Raw genomic sequence first — 17,459 nt, 5'->3', positions numbered from 1 at the left:
CAGCGGCCACAAAAGAAGCGCTACCGCTAGTCTTCGGCCTTGGGCGAGTCAGTAAGCACTGTGCGCACTGCATGACGTGAATGCACACCAAAGCGTTGCGTTAATTGTACCAACAACAACTCCAAGGGCGATTGCTCGACAAGTTGCGGTATTGTAGGAAATTGAACCAGGTTAAACGCAATCAATGCATCCAATTGATCCGCCGAAGTACGCGCCTCGGCCGCAATAACGGTGCGCAAATAAGCAGGGTTAAAGGGCGGATAATCGCGCTCGTTATTGTTAGTACGATAAGCGGCTACCAAGGGGTGCTCTAGCTGCTGATCGACAAGTAACTCAGCCAAACGCTGGTATTGCAAGGTCTCAATATAGGTATGAAAGTCGGCATTGCGGGCGATGACCATCTGTTTTGCTTGGCTGAAGCCCAAGCTATCTTGGGCGTAAATCCACAACAAATCTGCCGTGCTGCTGCCCGGTAACACCGTAGCGTGGTAAGGCTGAGTGAGATCTTGCACATAGTGCAAGCCCCAACCCATAAACCGATAGCCCCAATAAGGATGGCCGGCCTCAAAAGCAAATTGCGCGAGCGAAAAAAACTGATAGGCGCGCCAATCGGCAAAAGTATTTTTTAGAAAGCTACCGAGGCTAAAAATAATAGCCGATTCGTGAAAGTAGCCCATGTGAAAAGGCGCTTGCGAAGAGTGCTCGAAACGGCTGTCGCCAAAGGGCTGCACGCCAAAATTATACAGGCTTGCTACGGCACTGGGGTTATCACTGAATAAATGTATGTCGTGGCCATAGTCTGGCTCGTCGGCGGCGCTGGCCAACACAGATAGCGCACTGATCGTCTGGCCCTTGACTAGGCTAAAAAAATGCCATGTTTGCCAAGCGTCGAGGTCGCTAAAAATGACTACCTCACTGGCGCCAAGCGGCGGTAAAACAGCGGTATCCTTAGCGCCGGGAATAGCTTGCACAAAAGTCGCTAATTTTATCTCGGGGTTTAAGCGCAAGGCCTGTAAAAAAGCGCTGCGAAGATCGGGCGCGTCGCCGGTCCAGTGCAAACTTTCTGGCGCCGCCGGCACTTGGGGAAAGTGCAGCCGGGCAAACTCTTCCTGTGCAGCTAAGCGAGCCACTAATGCAGGCGCCTGCGCCCGTAAAAAATCCTCCAATGGCTCGACCTCAACCTGCACATCGGTCAATTCCGGCATAACACTCAACGCCAATGCCGAACCTGGTGCATGATTACTCCACGCAAATACAGGCGCGGCCGTTATCGCGAACACTAAGGGTAACACTATGGCTAACAACGTTAATGCTGCGTGTAGCAATGGCTTTCGCATCTAACCTTCTCTCGTATGAATTATTGTTATCTTTTCAGTTTGGCAACGAAAATTTTTTCCTGTTAAAACAATCGCGCCAACATACGCGCAGCCAACCACTCGCCAAGCGTCTTAGGCTGATTCAACTCTAGACGTATTAAACACGACTGAAACTCGGCCGATAACCGCCTTGGCCACAATGCGCTTAGCGCTAACAATACAGCACTGAGCGGTGAGCTAAGTGCCTGCTGCAATCTGGTTAAGGCATCGATTATACGCAGTTCTAGCGCATCAAAATCTGAACCAAAGGGGTAGCGATTAAAAGCAGAAAGCGCAGACAGCGGCGCCAAGCGCGCGGGGAGATTGCGTCGCCAATGGGGCGGTGGCACAAAATCCGCCGCCAATTTACCCGCGGCTTTGGCACTTGCTATCAACTCAGATTGAAACCGTGCGTCACTGATGGCGAGCAGGCGCTTGACGATTTCCTCATCGCACTGGCCGCGTAAATCGGCAATGCCGTATTCGGTTATCACAATATCGCGCAGGTGTCTCGGAATGGTGACATGGCCGTATTGCCAGCGAATATTTGATACCGTCCGGCCGCCCTGCTCGCGGCTAGCGCGCAGCATAATCACTGAACGCCCCTGCTCTAGGGCGTGCGCCATGGCGACAAAATTGTATTGACCGCCCACGCCGCTAACCACCCTGCCGTCGTCGATGCCATCAGAAACAGCAGCACCCAATAAGGTATGCAGCATGCACGAGTTAAAAAACCGTGCATGCTGGCGCTGTACTCGGTCGAGGGTTTCACGCCCGCCATAGAGTTGATTGACATGGGAGACGCGCTGCATTTTTATGCCGCTCCAATCTTTGCCTGTCAATGTTGACAGCCAATGATAAAAAGGTTTTGAACCCAGAAAAAAAGCGCCCTCCAAATAGCGACCACCTTGTAGCGACTGGCCCACTAGAAAACCGGTTAGCTCGGCCATATTTTCCGGCTGCGTCAAATCCACACCCAGCGATACCGTTTCGTTAATCCTTAACCGGTCGCCTTGTAGCGAGGCCGTTAGTGGCAACAAACCGAGGTTTTGCAAACGCTGTACGCAGGCAGTCGTAAGCGGTGTTTCGATCACTTCCGCCTTCAGCAGTACTGCCATGTGTTCTGTGCGCAAAGGCGAGCGGATTTGATCATCATTGAGTAACGATTGCAGAGCTATGTCATCGTACACTTCGCGCACTAAAATGCCGGCTTTGTGTAAATGCATGAAGCTATCCATGACAATTTCAGTGGCGCCATAGAGGCCTTTAACAAAAGGGGCACTGCCACCCACACGCAGACTTAAGGCGCGCTCTTCAGCCGTTGGTGCCAACAATGAAAGCGCTGTTTGGTAATCGCCATTGTGTTGATGGCGCACAATTAAGGCATTGGCAATTGCATCCGACAATGCGCCAATACCCACCTGAAGGGTGCCACCATCTTTCACCAAACTGCTCGCGAAAAGCCCAATGGCGTGATCGGTTGCGCTGATTGCCTCGCGCGGTAGCGCAAATAGCGAGTCACCCGCACCGCCTTCGTCGAGCAACACATCAAACTCAGCCGCAGAGCACTCGGCATCGCCACCTAAAAACGGCATGTCCGGATTCACCACGGCGACCACTAAGCAAGGTTGCTGCGCTTGTCGTAGCAGCGTAATAAGATCTAACGTCACGTCGGGGTTGCTGGCTAAACTCAATCGATCGCCGCGCCGGGCCACTTGTTGCACAATGACATTAACACCGGCAGCGGCCAAATCGCGCGCCACGTGCGTGTAGTTTTGGCAAATGTAATCGCGCTGTGCCACCGGATTCGCCAATTGGCTACCCGGGCTAAAGTAAAATTCATGCACCCGAACATTGGCAGCCAATGCTCCCCGCTCACGATCTTGCACATAGGTAAGCGCGGGATAATCCGAACCAAAATGGCGTGCCACAAAGGGCGCTAAGAAGCGTTTCTGCAGCCAATGTTTTGCCTGCGGAACCTGTAACGATAAGGCCGTGTATAGGGTGAGCGACGCACTATCGGGCTGTGCTTGCACCTGCGCATAAAGCGCATTCAACAAACGATTGGGCTTACCAATACCGAGCGGCGCGGCCAACACCAAGCGCTGGCCTGCGCGCGCAAAAATCTCAGCTACCACATCATCGAGCTGATGGTAAAGATTACCTTGCTGCATGAAACAATTTTTCCGTTCGAGACGGCTAACTCAAGTAGCCTGTCAATCGCCAATGTGTAAAAGAACAGCATTCAACCAATCGCTAGCGCGCCAATGCTTGAAACTGACTAAAAAGCCCGATAATCGAGCCAAATTTCGACATCGTGACGCTGCACTCTGCCGCCCTATCCTTATCTATCGAAAACGCTAAAACAAGCGCTCATACGCCACCGGCAGGCTATTGAGCTCGCGCACTTGAATCTGTCTGAAGAACACCTCTGCGGCCTCGGACTGTAGCTGAATCTTTCCCTCCCGCAACGGGAGAAATTCGCTGCCCTCTTTATAGCGAGAGTTGCGCAACACCATCACCACCTCGCCATTGACGATATGCAGACTCTGCCCTTCGTAGCAAATCAATTCAACATCCGTCCAACCTTGCTGACTCTCTCGGTTTTCGCGGCGAAGAACAAAGCCTTTGATAGCCTGCTCATAACCAACCGACAAAAATGGCTGCTCAAGGCTTGCCACAGGGTTCATGATGTATTCTGGTGGGAAAGCTCTGATATCCATAGCCGAGGTGGCTTGGCTCCAGTAATCGCCGATATGCCCTTCCATAATTTGCAACTCTTGGCTCAACATCCAAGAGCGCCAGTGGTCAGCGCCGTAAGGACCAATGGAATGATAAAGAATACCCGTATCGCGCAATAGATCGGCGCGCGCTGGCCACTTTTTCTGGCCCCATTGCACCTGTACTTTTAAATGGTAATTACGATAACTACGTTTGGAAATCAGTGCGCCGTATATCTCGCCGCTGACCCGTAATACTGGCTCACCATCGACCACACTGACGCTGAATACCTGCGCGGCAGCTGGCTGGTTAAACCCAACCGGCGCTTCTGGCGGCTTGGCGCCATCATAACCCGGCTTGAAGCGATAGCTCAGGTAGCTATCCCACTGCGACAGGGAGCTGTCTAGCAACGAACGCCATTGTTCAGCTTCTGATTCGACTTTCTCGTCACTATGCTGCGCAAAACTCGTCGCGCTCAGTAAATAAAAGAATACCAGAACAAGTGAGCGCTGCATCGCCGTTTTCCTATGACTAATAACCTAGCGGAGTGTAAACACCACATCCATGCTTAGCCAGTGTTTCCTGCCGTGCTGAGTTGTCATATACAAGCTTTATACAGGCCTCATCAACGCCGTTTAACACCAGCTACTGCTGAGGTTAAACGGCATTGTGAGATCACTCAATCGTTTATGCTTTAGGGTTAATGGCTGTATAGGAAAGTTTACGCACTGGCATTGCGCGATTCACCTAGTTTTTTTGCCAACTCCCGCCCGACTTTGCCAGTGCATGCCCATAAAATTAGTGCCCCCCATACAAGGAGCGAAAACCCCGCAGGAATATTTAAGACCGCAATTTTTGCTAAATGTTGTCGGTTAAAAAAGACCGCCAGCAAGGTCGGCAAAAAATAAACGATAAAGAAGAACACCGCAAAACATACGAGCTGAGCCACACTGCTTTGCTCTACCAGTGCCAAATAATTATTGAGAAATTCGTTCATGATTATTGCTCCAAATTACCAGTTGATGTAAGGGTTGATAGTGTTTCCAATTCAGCACGCAATGTCGCTACCGAGTAAATCTTGCCTCGTTGAATGACCTGACTGACGCTCTCTACAGCCGTAATATCCTGCAATGGGTTAGCGGTAAGAATGACAAGATCCGCATAAAACCCGGCGCCTAGCTGCCCAACTTTCGGCAGGTTTAATTCACTCGCGGCGGTACTGGTTGCCATTTGCAGAATCTGCCAGCTATCAAGGCCGGCTATTTGATGCAGTGCCAGCTCGCGCCAATACCAGTGGCCGGCAGCATAGCTATCGGAGCCGATCAGCAGCGGCACACCGGCACGGTGTAAACGCGTCACCAATTCCAACACCTTCGGAAAAACCGCTTGTGCGCGCGCGAAATCGTCCTCACTCCAGTTGTACAGAGACATACCTAAATTCTGACGCCAGGTCGATGCAATGGCTGGGTGCTGCTGCCAGCGGCGCTCTGGGTACAACTCGGCCAACTGCGGGTAGAAAAACATCATCTCATTGACCAGCAAGGTGAGATCTACCCGGACTTTTTCTGCCGCCAAACTGGTAAATAACTGTTGCATCGGTGCTGCGTCATAATCCACCAGTTCAAACCAGCGGTAGAGATATTGACTACTACCGGGCACGAGGTCGACTTGAAATTCGGCACGGCGATCACTCGGTAATAAATCCGGCGACGGCATGAGTGCATGGGTGAGCGCATCGACACCGGCGTCCACGGCAAACTGCCAACTCACTTGGTCTAAATGAGCGATACTTGATAAACCGGCTTCATGGGCTAGCGCGATACCCTGACGCAATTCGGCTTCAGAAAGGCCTTGGTAAAGTTTGATATGACTAACACCGAGGGCTTTTTGACGCGCAATTTCGAGCTGCCAAGCTTGTTTGTCCGCGGGGTAGACCGTGCCTCCAGCAATTGGCGTAGGGTCAAAACTCAGTCCCGCATAGCTCAACGCGGGGCCGCGCCACAGACCATTTTGCTGATTGACCGCATAGACATGGTTAGCCTCTGGATCGCCAGCCGGGCTGAAGGCCGACGTTACGCCGGAAGCTAAGGCGGCAAGCGCATGAAAACGGGTTATGTCTTCTTGGCTAGTCATACTGATGCTGGGTACACCGTTATCTACCGACACCGAGAGCGGGCCCGCGGTTAAATGCATATGTGCGTCCACCAGCCCCGGCAACACATAGGCACCCGCGACATCAATGCGCTGCGCCAACGCCGGCCCAGCGCCGGTGCCAATCGCAACAATCGTGTCACCGGTTACCTGCAACCAACCATCGGCGGTAATCGACTGGCGGTAGGGGTCGATAAGGTTGGCATTGTGCAATACATAACTGGTAGGCGCCGCGAATGCGTGCGCGTAAAGGCACAAGAGTCCACTTATTGTTATGCCTAGCTGCTTTAGTATCTTAGTTATCATCATGTCTCCGGCTGTCTCTCAGCCTTTTCAATGTGTTCGATAACCTCAGTCGGATACTGCCTAGGAAGTGTTACAAAAAAAATTGTGTAACACTTTGCCGCGTCCGTCAGACTCCTATGACATAGTCAGACACATTGCGCTCACCGAAGCCCGAACGGCATCAATGGCCTGACATAAGCACTGCCCAGAAAAAGGTTGAATGAAAAATAGAAAATCAAATTGAAAAACAACCGCCGATAGAACAGCTATGGCACACGTATTCAGCGGCCATTATGCGGACACTGTCAGGTTATGAAGCGGATCAACAGTTACGCGAAGATTTAGCGCAGGAGATTTTTTACGCTATGGCCCTTTCAGTTGATCGGATTACCGCAGCCGACAACCCACGCGCCTATGTCTTTCGTATTGCCCACAATGTGGCGGTTGACCACATAGCGCGGCAGGTGCGCGACAAAGCCGAGCCGTACGAACCTGAGCAGCTAACCCAGCTAGTCGACGGCAACCTCCAGTCCAGCGATGACTGTCCAGCCGAGCAGCTAGAGCGCAACCAACAACAGCAGTTATTGCTGCAGGCGGTACGCGCCTTAGACGCTCCCTACCGCCAGGTCATCATGTTGTTATTGGAAGATTTAGCCGCGACAGAGATTGCCGACATTCTGCAAATCAGCGCTGGCGCCGTGCGGGTTCGCATCAATCGCGCCAAAACAGAATTAAAAGCACGATTAGAACGCGACACATAAAGACTTACAGCCTCCGGAAAGAACGACCAACAACAATTGCAACAATATCGCGCCGAGAGCACTCACGATGAAACAGAAAGAACACGACAACGATAACCTGAATGACCTAGGTTTAGACGCACTCCGCGCAACCTGGCAAAGTCAGCCAACAGATAACCCAGTGAATTTTACCACCGCACGCAGCCAGCAGCGCAAACGCCGACTCTGGTTTTACCTAGATCTGATCCAAGCCGGTGTGTTATTGCTGGCGGGGTTATTTTTTCTCACTTTACCGGCCTCTCCCGCAACGCTCATCGCTGGCCCAGTTATGCTGTTTAGCGCCGGCATGACACTCTACTACGCGTTCAATATCCACACTAAAGTCATAAACTACTCCGACTGGAGCACTGAAGGTCTGCTTGAATTCCGCCAATTAAGTTACGCCGCCAGCATCAAACACCTACGACTCAATCAACTGGGATGTGTTATCGTGCTAGCGTTCACGGCTGTGTTAGCAACATTAAAAATGCTTTGGCCGGCGTCTATACCAAGTGATTTAGTCATTGCGTTTTTAACCCTAGCGCCTTGCGTGTGCTTGCTGTTTATCTACCTACAAAGACGCGTGCGACACTATCAAGTGCTGCTCGCTCAAGTGGCACAATTAAAGCGAGAGTTTGATAATGCTTAGCGCCGCAAGTGCTAGGTGCCAGATTCATCCGCCAACCGTTTGCGTATCAACACCTAATGGGAAAGTTTTTCTAATGCGCTGGCCAACGCCTCACAGCTCATCGGCTTGGCAAGCTAGCCGTTCATCGCCACTGCAAATGCCTCTTCTCGGTACTCTGTCATAGCATGCGCACCAAGATCAACACTGGAGCTGTGCAGGTTTTTGGTTGTTAGATTCACGAGTACCTGTCGTCACCTACCGCACAAGTTAACCCACAATAAAACTGACACAGGTCGTTGTGCTACCGCCTAAATTAACCGTCATCATGTTGCGCGCATTTTCTATTTGATATTCACCGGCGCGCCCGGCCACCTGCTTGTAGGCGTCCAGCAACATACGCACTCCCGTAGCACCCACCGGATGCCCCAAGCCGATTAAACCGCCGCTCATATTGACCGGTAAGCTACCCGTTGGCGACGTAGTACCGGCCTCTAGCGTTTTCCATATTTCGCCCGGCTTATTTAGCCCCGCGTGATCCAGAATCATGTATTGCGTAATTGAAAAACAATCATGTAATTCAATACCATCAACACCATGAATATCTTCAAGCTGCGCACGCTTTAAGGTTTGCCGAAATAGCGCGTCCACATGGGGAAAAAGATAGGGTTGGTTATGGTTCAAACGTTGTTTTTCTTTAAACAGTAGCGGTGCATTCACATGTCCCCAACCTTTAATCATCGGTAAAGATTCGAGCGTGATACCACGCTGCTGCGCATAGCGCTGCGCGCTGGTTTTTGACGCCAAGAACACCACCGCAGCACCATCGGTTATTTGACCACAGTCTTGACGACGAAGATTACCGCACACGACTGGGTTGGCCTCATCATTCTGAGCAAAACTTTGCTCACCAAATTTCCAGCCTCGGGTTTGAGCTTTGGGGTTTCGCTTAGCGTTAGAAAAATTTTGCTCTGATATTGCAGCCAAATGCCGATAGTCCACGCCGTAAGTTTCTTGATACAGACTCAGCACATCATCAAAAGCCGCCGGCCACAAGTATTCTGCCTGCGACCACTCCTGCCCAACCCAAGCTGCCGCAGCTAAATTGTTAGCCGCTACATTGGCAGACACATTGCGCATCACTTCCAAACCAACAACGCAAGCGACGCCATAACGGCCAGCTTCCAAATCGGCCATAGCTGCCAAAATTGCCATTGAGCCAGAAGCACAGGCCGCTTCATGGCTCGAGGCTGGCATGTAGGCCATGGCCGGATCTACATGGCCAAAAAATCCACCCAAATGCGCCTGTCCCGTGAAGGATGCCGAAACAAAATTGCCCACATGACCCACGTCGACATCCGCCGCGTCAAGCGCGGTGGCTTGTAACCCTGCTCGCACTGTGTCAATGAACAGTTGCCCAATATCGCCGCCTGTACGTGCAAGATTTTGGGCGAAATCACTTTGATAGCCGCCCAGTATATAAATTGGTTCAGTTGCCATAAGTATCCCTGCGCCTCAAAGTTTTATTCCCGCGTAATCAACGTTGCCACACCTAAACCAGCGCCGCCACAAATGGCAGCAATACCCCGTTTTAGATCCCGCCGCTCCATTTCGTCCAACAACATGCCAATGAGATTCCCCCCGGTAGCGCCAAGTGGATGACCCATGGCGATAGCACCACCGTTAACATTCAACTTATCGTTATCGATGGAAAAATGACGTTGGTACAGCAGCACACTGGCGGCGAAAGATTCATTCACTTCCCACAGGTCGATATCGGAAACCTTTAACCCGGTACGCTGTAATAATTTTTCTGTAGCGCGAAGATGACCCGTTAACATTTGCACCGGTTCATCGCTGGCATTGGCGAAGAACTGCACTTTGGCGCGCTTAGCCCAACCTTTATGTCGACAGCTTTCGGCATTGGCCAAGAGCACCAATGACGCGCCATCCACCAACGCTGGCGCATTGCCCGCCGAATGTAATGCTTGCAAGGTTAAAGGCGCGTAAACGCGATCAACTTGTACCTGCCCCATTGCTAACTGCTCTGAAAAACTTGCAGGTAAAGCCGCAAGCGTTGTTTCATCAGCAGTTGCACGAATAGCATCATCCGCCGCTAATAACGGCTTGCCATCAGCGTCTTTAAGTGTAATCAGCGAGCGATTAAAAAAACCCGCCGACGTCGCCACTAGTGCTCGCTGATGGGATTGAAGCGCGAGATCATCAAGTTGTTGTCGACTAAAACCAGCCCGACATGCAATGAGATCTGCCGCCAAACCCATATGCATAAAACGCGTGCTTTGCATCACAGCAGGATCAGAGTACCAAGCCCCCTTATCGGCAAACATGTGCACGCGGCTAAGCTGCTCAATGCCGCCGGTAACAAGAATGGAATCCATACCCGAGCGTATTTTACTGGCACCAAAATTAACCGCATCGAGACCGGAACAACAAAAGCTACTTAAGGTAATGCCCGAAACGGTGTCAGCCCAGCCCGCGTGAAGCGATGATATTTTTGCAATATTTGCGCCTTGATCAGATACCTGACTGGAGCAACCCAATATCACTTGATCGACTTCGTCGCTGGCAAAACCATTCCGCTCTAGTAATGCGTCGTACAACGGCTTCAGTAAATCCACAGGCTTTAGGCTCGCATAAGCCCCCTTTACCGGGTGCGCCTTGGCCCGAGGTATTCGAATCGCGTCGACAATATAGGCTTCAGACATCATGAAAACGCCCCAAAACGCGCTTCATTCCAAACCCTGCGCCGCGCGGATGCTCTCGCCACTGGCCCAGGTTGCGTGTGTCCCACTGCAAATTCGATGGGGTAATATAATTCGACAAACGGGGCCTGCTTCAATATTTTTTGCATCGATCAAGACGCACTCAGAACGATCAGCTTTCATATCAGTAATAAAGCTTACAAGGTACCCGTCGTCTTCATCCTTAGCATTCACCCGCGGCGCAAATGGCGCTTCGCTACCAAAACGCTGTTCGCCAAAGGGAAGCGACCAAGACTCACCCGTTTCTAGATCATGTTTCACCAAGCCAGAAAATAAAAACCAATTTGGCTCACCCCATACGGAATACACATAGCGTGATTTTCTGCCGGCATATTGCTGATTAAAGGTGCCGAACTCGAGTGCGCGATCATCTAGACGCTGCTCAACAACGGCGCCTGTTTTTAAGTTAAAGCGCCAGCGATGCAATTTGGACTCGAAACAATTGATAGCAATATTCGCCATCATTTTACCCACAGCTCTTGGCAAGCCTTCAATCGGTTCCGGATCAGGCTGGTCTTGGAAATAACCATCCAACACGATTTCATCGCCCTCTTCGTAGGCGTTCATCCAGTGCAAGACATAGGTGGGGGCAGCCTCGAACCAACGCACATCTGCCGCCGTGCCGAAGCGCGGCAAAATCGCAAAGCGCGTGGGCATATCAGGAAAATACTTCGCATGATGACGTCCTTCTTTCAAAAGTTCCGGGTCCCAAAACAAGGGGAGGTCTACCAAGATAGAATAATGTTCCGTAAACGCCATGTCGTGCGGCAAGCGGGGGCCAGGCAAAGGCACTGGCGTGTAATGCACTAGCTTATTGTTTTTGTCCACCACGCCATAATGTTGGTACGGCGGGTATTTTGAATAATTGAAAAACAGCAGCTCGCCGGTTTTCTCATCCACCTTCGGATGCGCAGAAATACCCTCCAAGGGCGTCCAGCTTTCTGTGCCTTCTTGTTCCAAGGTGTAAGGATCTAATCGATAACCTTCGCCACATTGCCAAAAAGTCGACAGTATTTTTCCAGCATGTATAACCACGTCCGTGGAGGACGCGTCTTTCACCGAACCCTGAGCACCACAGCCCGGGCGCTTGGAAAGTGCCGGATTGTTTGCGATGCCCGCCCATAACGCTTCGCCCGCTTCTTGCTCTGCGTTAAAGCCGCGGGTGCGCACAAAGCGATTGCGGTATTCGGCCTTGCCGTCCTTAAACGACATCACATGGAGCATGCCATCGCCATCAAACGGGTGATAATGCCCTAAAGGCTCTTGCGCTGGATTTTCTGTATTGCGCACGTAAACGCCATCGATATCCTTGGGAATTTCACCGACAACCTCTAAGTCAGTCGCCGTGAATTCAGTCGCATTGGGGCGCCACGGGCCTGTTAGATAGGGATGTCGACTGGGCTTTAAGCTGGTTTTAACAGTGTTTTCATAGGTAATGGGCATCTTAAATTCCTTGTAACAGGCCATTAGGTTAGCCAGCTAAACGACAATAGCACCTAGCTTGCCATACTGCGCTTTATTACTTGCACTACGAGACCACATGGCTTGCATTATGATACCAAAACAGCGAAAGTCAACACCTGACAAAATTCAGCCACGGCACAGCCGCGAGGGTTCACTCGGCCTACTCGCAGGACATATCAACCTCTATGACCCAACAACAACTGATGGTGAACGCGACCATCGCCCATGGCTTAGATGTCATTGGCGATCGATGGGCGCTGCTGATACTGCGAGATGCTTTCTTAGGTTGCACGCGCTTTGAAGCGTTCCGCCAGCAAAGCGGCATAAGCAAAGCGACCCTCACCCGTCGATTGGATGCATTAATTGCCGAAGGCGTACTGCAGAAAAAAGCCTATGCCGCCAACCGCTACGACTATGTTCTTAGCCAGAAAGGCAAACGCTTATTTGCCAGCTCATTACTGGCTTGGCAGTGGGAAAATCAGTGGTGCAAGCAAGAACCCACATACCCGCTGCCACCAAAATTAGAACATGTGAATTGCCAGCATACGCTCGAACCAGAAGCCGTTTGCAGCCACTGCAACCTGCCCATAAAGCTCAATCAAATACAATTACCTTTGCAGGCATTGAATGCATCGCAACAAATAGATGCGATGCAATCGCTGACCAAACAAAGGCGTGTTCGATCCACAGAAAAACCGGTGGCGGTGAATGAAAGCCTAGCCACCATCAGCGACCTCATTGGCGATAGGTGGACATTATTGACGTTAATATGCGCGTTTTTTGGCGTAAAACGGTACGATGATTTCTTATTACACCTGCATATCGCGACAAACATACTGACGCAAAGACTAAATCATTTAGTTGAGGTCAAGGTATTGGAGCGTAAACCTTACCAAGAAAACCCCGTACGCATGGAGTATCTACTGACCGAAAAAGGTCGATCACTTTTCACTATTGTGATGAGTCTACGCCAATGGGTGTGCATGGAATACCAAGTGACTTCAGAGCTGATAGAGCCCGCTCATAAACCTTGCGGCCGCCCATTGCGCATAGAGATACAGTGCAAACACTGCAAAACCGCAGCTACAACAAAAGACGTTACTTTTTTGTAATCATCCGGTAGCGGCGCACGGACGACTTACTATCAGCGCCCATAAAGTTGAGCTGCGGGCCGAAATAAAACCCACGAGGTCAAAATATATTTATCCTCACTGATAGGCACGCAGCCCTTATGGGTATGGGTAAACCCCCCCGGAAATAAGACTAAGTTGCCGGCCGTCGGCTTTAGCTTTACCTGCTGGTAAATAAACTCTGTTTCGCCTCCCTCACTCACGCCATTTAGGTAATACATAAACACCAAGGTTCTATGCAAACTATCTTGCTGAGGATCGCTAGGGTGGGGATAAATTTCCGAGTGCCAATGGTGATAGCCGCCTTTACCCTGCGAATACTTTTGTAAATTAATACTACCTAGCCGGTAAATACTGCGAATCACATTCAACAACAACGCGTCGTCAAACTGGGTAATATTGGCGTGCGTAATTTGAGTGGGCTGCTGGGTTTTCGGGTCTAATACTGTGGGTGAGACAGCGCCGGCTATGATGGAAGGAAAGCGCTTTACGTAGTGCAGCAACCCTTGATAGGTAATCTGTTCTAGCGTATTGAGTTCCTGCTGCCAATCCGCTTGATCGTTTAACATTAAATCTAGGCTGTGCTTTTTACTAAGATCGACACCCTGCCCTGTTTGCCCAGCACTGGCCTGCCCAGACGCCTCAAATTTATTGATCAAATGCTGGCACGCTTCAGCACTTAATGCCTGTGAAAACTCTTGAATAAACTTCGCCATCTGCCCCACTTCTTTTATTCTAATAATAAAAAGCCGTCGCAACCTCACAAAGCGGCGAGCGCGATAGCCAAAGCTCGAGAACATAAAAGCTGGAACTGTAACAGCAGAACGCCATTACTGAAAAGGTTGTATGGCAATGATTTGTATCGCCATACTCAACTCAGGCAGATTTAGTCATGTCGCAGTCAGAATTATAACTGCCTGCTGCAGATTACTTTGCCTCAGTGTTGGGGTGGTCTATCGCTTCACAATCTTGTTTGAAGTGACGATAGGCATAGCGTCCAACATACCAAACCACAGCACAGGTTGCCAAAACGATAACGATCCCGTAAGCCACAACACCGTCCATATACATAGTCTTCACTCCTCTATTACCATGGTTGTAGAGTAGCGAAGTTAAGGCGTGCACGTTTTGATCAGGATCAACTAAATGTCGGCTAAGCCACCCGCCTCCTAATTTGCGAGGCGCTGCATAAGCGGCTGTAATTTTTCCCGCCAAACGCGTTCATCCACGACACCAACATGCTTGTAGCGAATAACACCCTGCTTATCGACGACATAGGTTTCGGGCGCCCCAAACACACCCAAATCTAAGCCCATGCGACCATCGGCATCAATGATTGAGAAGCTATAGGGGTTGTGTAGTGTCTGCAGCCACTTTTTCGCTTCGGCACTATCATCTTTGTAATTTAGGCCGATGATACGAACCCCCTGCTCGGCCAACTTGACCAAATAGGGGTGCTCAACGCGACAAGAAATGCACCAGGTAGCCCAGACGTTTAACAGAGTTACCTGGCCCTGAAACACGGCTTGGGTGACCTTTTCAGTGTCGCGCTCTAAGGTTGGTAGCGCAAACACCGGCATGGGTTTATCCAGCAGCGCAGAGGGCATAGCCGCTGGATCTAAGGCCAAGCCTCGCCACAAAAAACCCGCCAAGATAACGAACACAAGTAAGGGTAAAAATAATTTCAAGCGCTGCAAAATAACATTCCTTAGATTAAGCTTTGACCGGCACCGACGCGTCAGCGCTAGCAGGCTCTGACACACGGTATCGATAGCGCTTATCCCAGAGTGTCATCACACCGGCAAAGCACATAAATATCGCCCCCAGCCAAATCCAGCGCACGAAAGGCTTAAACTGCACGCGCACCGCCCAGTCGCCGTTGTCGAGCGGTTCGCCCAAGGCAACGTATAGGTCTCGGAAGATACCGGCATCAATGGCGACCTCCGTCATCAAGCTGCCGCCGGAAAGATAACGACGCTTTTGCGGGTACATAGTCGCCACAGGCTGACCATCGGCGGAGACGATAATATGCGCTTCGTCTGCCAAATAGTTAGGCCCGCGCAGCTGGCGCATTTCAACCAGTTCGAAATGATAACCTTCGATATCCAGTGACGTACCGGCCGACAAACGCACGTTGCGCTCTTCGCTGTAAATTGAGACAAACGCCACCCCCATCAGGGTTACAGCCATACCCAGATGCGCTAAATGCATGCTGAAAAAACTCAGCGGCATTCTACGCAAGCCGTGCAAAAAGCTGTGTTGATGCTGGGTTTTATTGAGCAAGTCGCGCACCGCCGCCAAGACCATCCAGCTGGCAATGGCAACGGCGACCGACGCCTGCCATTGATAAGGCGTTTCATACAACCAAGGCACGGTAGCACCGAGCAACAAGGCACCAGCGAAGGGCCAAGCCAACCAACGCAAGAGTTTTTCTAACGGTGTGCGCTTGTAGTGGGTTAAGGGTCCAATCGCTAAAAGCACGCATAAAACACCCATAATGGGTATGAAAAAAGCATTGAAGTACGGTGGACCAACGGAAATTTTACCCCAGCCTAGAGCATCGGCAATGAGCGGGTAGAGTGTGCCCAAAAGCACGGTTGCGAGCACCACGATCAGCAGCACATTATTCGCCAATAAAAACCATTCACGGGAAAGTCCCACGAAAGAGACCGAGCTTTTAACCGCCGGCGCTCGAAACGCATAGAGCGTGAGTGAACCGCCAATGACGACCAACAAGAAGGCCAAAATAAATAAACCGCGCTCTGGGTCTGTGGCGAAAGCATGCACCGAGGTGAGTACACCCGAGCGCACCAAAAAGGTACCCAATAAGCTTAAGGAAAAAGCGAAGATGGCCAGCAATAGGGTCCAACTTTTAAACACACCGCGCTTTTCGGTAACCGCCAGCGAGTGAATCAACGCCGTACCTACTAGCCAAGGCATAAAGGAGGCATTTTCTACTGGGTCCCAGAACCACCAGCCGCCCCAGCCGAGTTCGTAATAAGCCCACCAGCTACCGAGAGCAATACCAATCGTGAGAAAGGCCCAAGCGAGATTAGTCCAAGGCCGAGACCAGCGCGCCCAGGCGCTATCTAAGCGACCGGAAATCAAGGTGGCAATGGCGAAAGCAAAGCTGACAGAGAAGCCCACATAGCCCATATAAAGCATGGGTGGGTGAATGATCAAACCGAAATCTTGCAACAGCGGATTTAAGTCGCTGCCCTGCCCAGGTGCTGATGGCAAGAGCCGATCGAAAGGATTGGATGTGAGCAAGGTAAATAACAGAAAGCCTACGGCTATCATGCCCATCACCGACAGGACGCGGGCGCGCATATCCATTGGCATGTGGCCGGACTTCAACGCGACCGCAAAGGTCCAGAGGGTTAAAGTCAGCACCCACAACAACAGCGAGCCTTCGTGCCCACCCCATACGGCGCTGAGTTTAAAATACCAAGGCAACAGGCTGTTGGAATTATTCGCGACATATTTAACCGAAAAGTCATCTATGTAAAAAGCATGACTCAAACAAACAAACGCGATGGCGACGAAAACAAATAGGCCAGTGGCGAGGGATGGCGCCGAGCGCATGAACAATTCACGCCCGGAAAAGCTACCAATTAATGGAATAGTCGATAAGAACAGCGCGAGGCCCAGCGCTAAAATGAGCGCGAAGTGACCGATCTCAGGAACCATAATTTAACACTCCACAGGTTTTCTGATGCTCAGCACCCTGTTTTTCTGCATTTTTTGCCATGGTGTCAGCCACCTCTGGCGGTGTGTAATTTTCATCGTGTTTAGCCAATACTTCGCGCGCAGCAAAAACGCCGTCGCTGTGCAACTGACCATTAACCACAACAGCTTCGCCCTCGGCAAAGAGATCCGGCAAAATGCCATCGTAGGTCACTTTAACCTCGGCGATGCCATCAGTAATGGCAAAGGAGACTTGTAGTGAGCTCTGATCGCGCATAACCGATTTTGGCACCACGCAACCACCGGCGCGTATGGTGCGATCCACCGGCGCTTCGCCATTAACGAGTTTTTCCGGCGGATAAAACAAATTAATATTTTCGCGCAAGGCGAAAACGATCAAGCCAATGGCAATGGATGCAAACACCACCACAAAAAGCACTAACATCAAACGCTGTTTACGTAACGGGTGCATGAATACA

Annotated in this window: 16 protein-coding genes; 3 read left to right on the top strand and 13 right to left on the bottom strand. The window is 50.9% G+C overall.

The genetic code is table 11. The features are described 5' to 3' along the window. Positions 1 to 26: 26 nt before the first annotated feature. The 5 genes from ACGHTT_RS07250 to ACGHTT_RS07230 all read right to left on the bottom strand — a co-directional run bounded on the left by ACGHTT_RS07250 (position 27) and on the right by ACGHTT_RS07230 (position 6,536). A complete protein-coding gene (locus ACGHTT_RS07250; RefSeq protein WP_390594449.1) occupies positions 27 to 1,337 on the bottom strand; it encodes a hypothetical protein in 1,311 nt (436 codons plus the stop codon). Positions 1,338 to 1,399: 62 nt separating this feature from the next. Beyond that, complete coding sequence (locus ACGHTT_RS07245; RefSeq protein ID WP_390594448.1) at positions 1,400 to 3,529, bottom strand: acetyl-CoA hydrolase/transferase C-terminal domain-containing protein; 2,130 nt, start codon at positions 3,527 to 3,529, stop codon at positions 1,400 to 1,402. A gap of 186 nt (positions 3,530 to 3,715) precedes the next feature. Next, positions 3,716 to 4,591 carry a DUF1080 domain-containing protein gene (locus ACGHTT_RS07240; protein ID WP_390594446.1) on the bottom strand — a complete coding sequence of 292 codons (876 nt, stop codon included), beginning with the start codon at positions 4,589 to 4,591 and terminating at the stop codon, positions 3,716 to 3,718. A gap of 206 nt (positions 4,592 to 4,797) precedes the next feature. Continuing rightward, complete coding sequence (locus tag ACGHTT_RS07235) at positions 4,798 to 5,073, bottom strand: superinfection immunity protein (protein ID WP_390594444.1); 276 nt, start codon at positions 5,071 to 5,073, stop codon at positions 4,798 to 4,800. A 2-nt stretch (positions 5,074 to 5,075) separates the two neighbouring features. Further along, positions 5,076 to 6,536 carry an amidohydrolase family protein gene (locus tag ACGHTT_RS07230; RefSeq protein WP_390594442.1) on the bottom strand — a complete coding sequence of 487 codons (1,461 nt, stop codon included), beginning with the start codon at positions 6,534 to 6,536 and terminating at the stop codon, positions 5,076 to 5,078. 203 nt (positions 6,537 to 6,739) lie between these two features. On the opposite strand from ACGHTT_RS07230, the gene ACGHTT_RS07225 reads away from it, so the two are divergent. Together ACGHTT_RS07225 and ACGHTT_RS07220 are read left to right on the top strand one after the other, a co-directional pair. Then, positions 6,740 to 7,273 carry an RNA polymerase sigma factor gene (locus ACGHTT_RS07225; RefSeq protein WP_390594987.1) on the top strand — a complete coding sequence of 178 codons (534 nt, stop codon included), beginning with the start codon at positions 6,740 to 6,742 and terminating at the stop codon, positions 7,271 to 7,273. Between the two features lie 67 nt (positions 7,274 to 7,340). Then, the gene (locus ACGHTT_RS07220; protein WP_390594440.1) at positions 7,341 to 7,940 is read left to right on the top strand and encodes a hypothetical protein; all 600 of its coding nucleotides are present in this window, start codon (positions 7,341 to 7,343) and stop codon (positions 7,938 to 7,940) included. 246 nt (positions 7,941 to 8,186) lie between these two features. On the opposite strand, the gene ACGHTT_RS07215 is transcribed toward ACGHTT_RS07220, so the two are convergent. Genes ACGHTT_RS07215 through ACGHTT_RS07205 form a run of 3 tightly spaced genes read right to left on the bottom strand, consistent with a single transcriptional unit; the run spans position 8,187 to position 12,142 of the window. Further along, on the bottom strand, positions 8,187 to 9,416 hold the full coding sequence (locus tag ACGHTT_RS07215; protein ID WP_390594438.1) for an acetyl-CoA acetyltransferase: 1,230 nt from the start codon (positions 9,414 to 9,416) through the stop codon (positions 8,187 to 8,189). 23 nt (positions 9,417 to 9,439) lie between these two features. Continuing rightward, a complete protein-coding gene (locus ACGHTT_RS07210; RefSeq protein ID WP_390594436.1) occupies positions 9,440 to 10,645 on the bottom strand; it encodes an acetyl-CoA C-acyltransferase in 1,206 nt (401 codons plus the stop codon). Between the two features lie 21 nt (positions 10,646 to 10,666). Then, the gene (locus ACGHTT_RS07205; protein ID WP_390594434.1) at positions 10,667 to 12,142 is read right to left on the bottom strand and encodes a carotenoid oxygenase family protein; all 1,476 of its coding nucleotides are present in this window, start codon (positions 12,140 to 12,142) and stop codon (positions 10,667 to 10,669) included. Positions 12,143 to 12,348: 206 nt separating this feature from the next. On the opposite strand from ACGHTT_RS07205, the gene ACGHTT_RS07200 reads away from it, so the two are divergent. Beyond that, entirely contained in the window at positions 12,349 to 13,275 is a 927-nt protein-coding gene (locus ACGHTT_RS07200) for a winged helix-turn-helix transcriptional regulator (RefSeq protein WP_390594432.1), read from the top strand. 32 nt (positions 13,276 to 13,307) lie between these two features. On the opposite strand, the gene ACGHTT_RS07195 is transcribed toward ACGHTT_RS07200, so the two are convergent. From ACGHTT_RS07195 to ccmE, 5 genes are all read right to left on the bottom strand, one after another. Further along, positions 13,308 to 14,009 carry a 2OG-Fe(II) oxygenase gene (locus ACGHTT_RS07195; RefSeq protein ID WP_390594430.1) on the bottom strand — a complete coding sequence of 234 codons (702 nt, stop codon included), beginning with the start codon at positions 14,007 to 14,009 and terminating at the stop codon, positions 13,308 to 13,310. A 211-nt stretch (positions 14,010 to 14,220) separates the two neighbouring features. Then, entirely contained in the window at positions 14,221 to 14,364 is a 144-nt protein-coding gene (locus ACGHTT_RS07190; RefSeq protein WP_390594427.1) for a hypothetical protein, read from the bottom strand. Between the two features lie 98 nt (positions 14,365 to 14,462). Further along, complete coding sequence (locus ACGHTT_RS07185; protein WP_390594426.1) at positions 14,463 to 14,990, bottom strand: DsbE family thiol:disulfide interchange protein; 528 nt, start codon at positions 14,988 to 14,990, stop codon at positions 14,463 to 14,465. Positions 14,991 to 15,006: 16 nt separating this feature from the next. Beyond that, entirely contained in the window at positions 15,007 to 16,983 is a 1,977-nt protein-coding gene (locus ACGHTT_RS07180; protein WP_390594424.1) for a heme lyase CcmF/NrfE family subunit, read from the bottom strand. Then, complete coding sequence (gene ccmE, locus ACGHTT_RS07175; RefSeq protein ID WP_390594423.1) at positions 16,973 to 17,452, bottom strand: cytochrome c maturation protein CcmE; 480 nt, start codon at positions 17,450 to 17,452, stop codon at positions 16,973 to 16,975. The genes ACGHTT_RS07180 and ccmE overlap by 11 nt, the downstream gene beginning before the upstream one ends. Positions 17,453 to 17,459 lie beyond the last annotated feature (7 nt).

Source organism: Simiduia litorea (assembly GCF_042853465.1).
Taxonomy (GTDB): Bacteria; Pseudomonadota; Gammaproteobacteria; order Pseudomonadales; family Cellvibrionaceae; genus Simiduia; species Simiduia litorea.
This window is presented reverse-complemented; position numbering and strand designations above follow the sequence as displayed.

Coding starts and splice junctions, on each gene's coding strand:
- ACGHTT_RS07250 (WP_390594449.1), bottom strand. CDS start 1,337: ATGCGAAAGCCATTGCTACACGCAGCATTAACGTTGTTAGCCATAGTG.
- ACGHTT_RS07245 (WP_390594448.1), bottom strand. CDS start 3,529: ATGCAGCAAGGTAATCTTTACCATCAGCTCGATGATGTGGTAGCTGAG.
- ACGHTT_RS07240 (WP_390594446.1), bottom strand. CDS start 4,591: ATGCAGCGCTCACTTGTTCTGGTATTCTTTTATTTACTGAGCGCGACG.
- ACGHTT_RS07235 (WP_390594444.1), bottom strand. CDS start 5,073: ATGAACGAATTTCTCAATAATTATTTGGCACTGGTAGAGCAAAGCAGT.
- ACGHTT_RS07230 (WP_390594442.1), bottom strand. CDS start 6,536: ATGATGATAACTAAGATACTAAAGCAGCTAGGCATAACAATAAGTGGA.
- ACGHTT_RS07220 (WP_390594440.1), top strand. CDS start 7,341: ATGAAACAGAAAGAACACGACAACGATAACCTGAATGACCTAGGTTTA.
- ACGHTT_RS07215 (WP_390594438.1), bottom strand. CDS start 9,416: ATGGCAACTGAACCAATTTATATACTGGGCGGCTATCAAAGTGATTTC.
- ACGHTT_RS07210 (WP_390594436.1), bottom strand. CDS start 10,645: ATGATGTCTGAAGCCTATATTGTCGACGCGATTCGAATACCTCGGGCC.
- ACGHTT_RS07205 (WP_390594434.1), bottom strand. CDS start 12,142: ATGCCCATTACCTATGAAAACACTGTTAAAACCAGCTTAAAGCCCAGT.
- ACGHTT_RS07200 (WP_390594432.1), top strand. CDS start 12,349: ATGACCCAACAACAACTGATGGTGAACGCGACCATCGCCCATGGCTTA.
- ACGHTT_RS07195 (WP_390594430.1), bottom strand. CDS start 14,009: ATGGCGAAGTTTATTCAAGAGTTTTCACAGGCATTAAGTGCTGAAGCG.
- ACGHTT_RS07190 (WP_390594427.1), bottom strand. CDS start 14,364: ATGTATATGGACGGTGTTGTGGCTTACGGGATCGTTATCGTTTTGGCA.
- ACGHTT_RS07180 (WP_390594424.1), bottom strand. CDS start 16,983: ATGGTTCCTGAGATCGGTCACTTCGCGCTCATTTTAGCGCTGGGCCTC.
- ccmE (WP_390594423.1), bottom strand. CDS start 17,452: ATGCACCCGTTACGTAAACAGCGTTTGATGTTAGTGCTTTTTGTGGTG.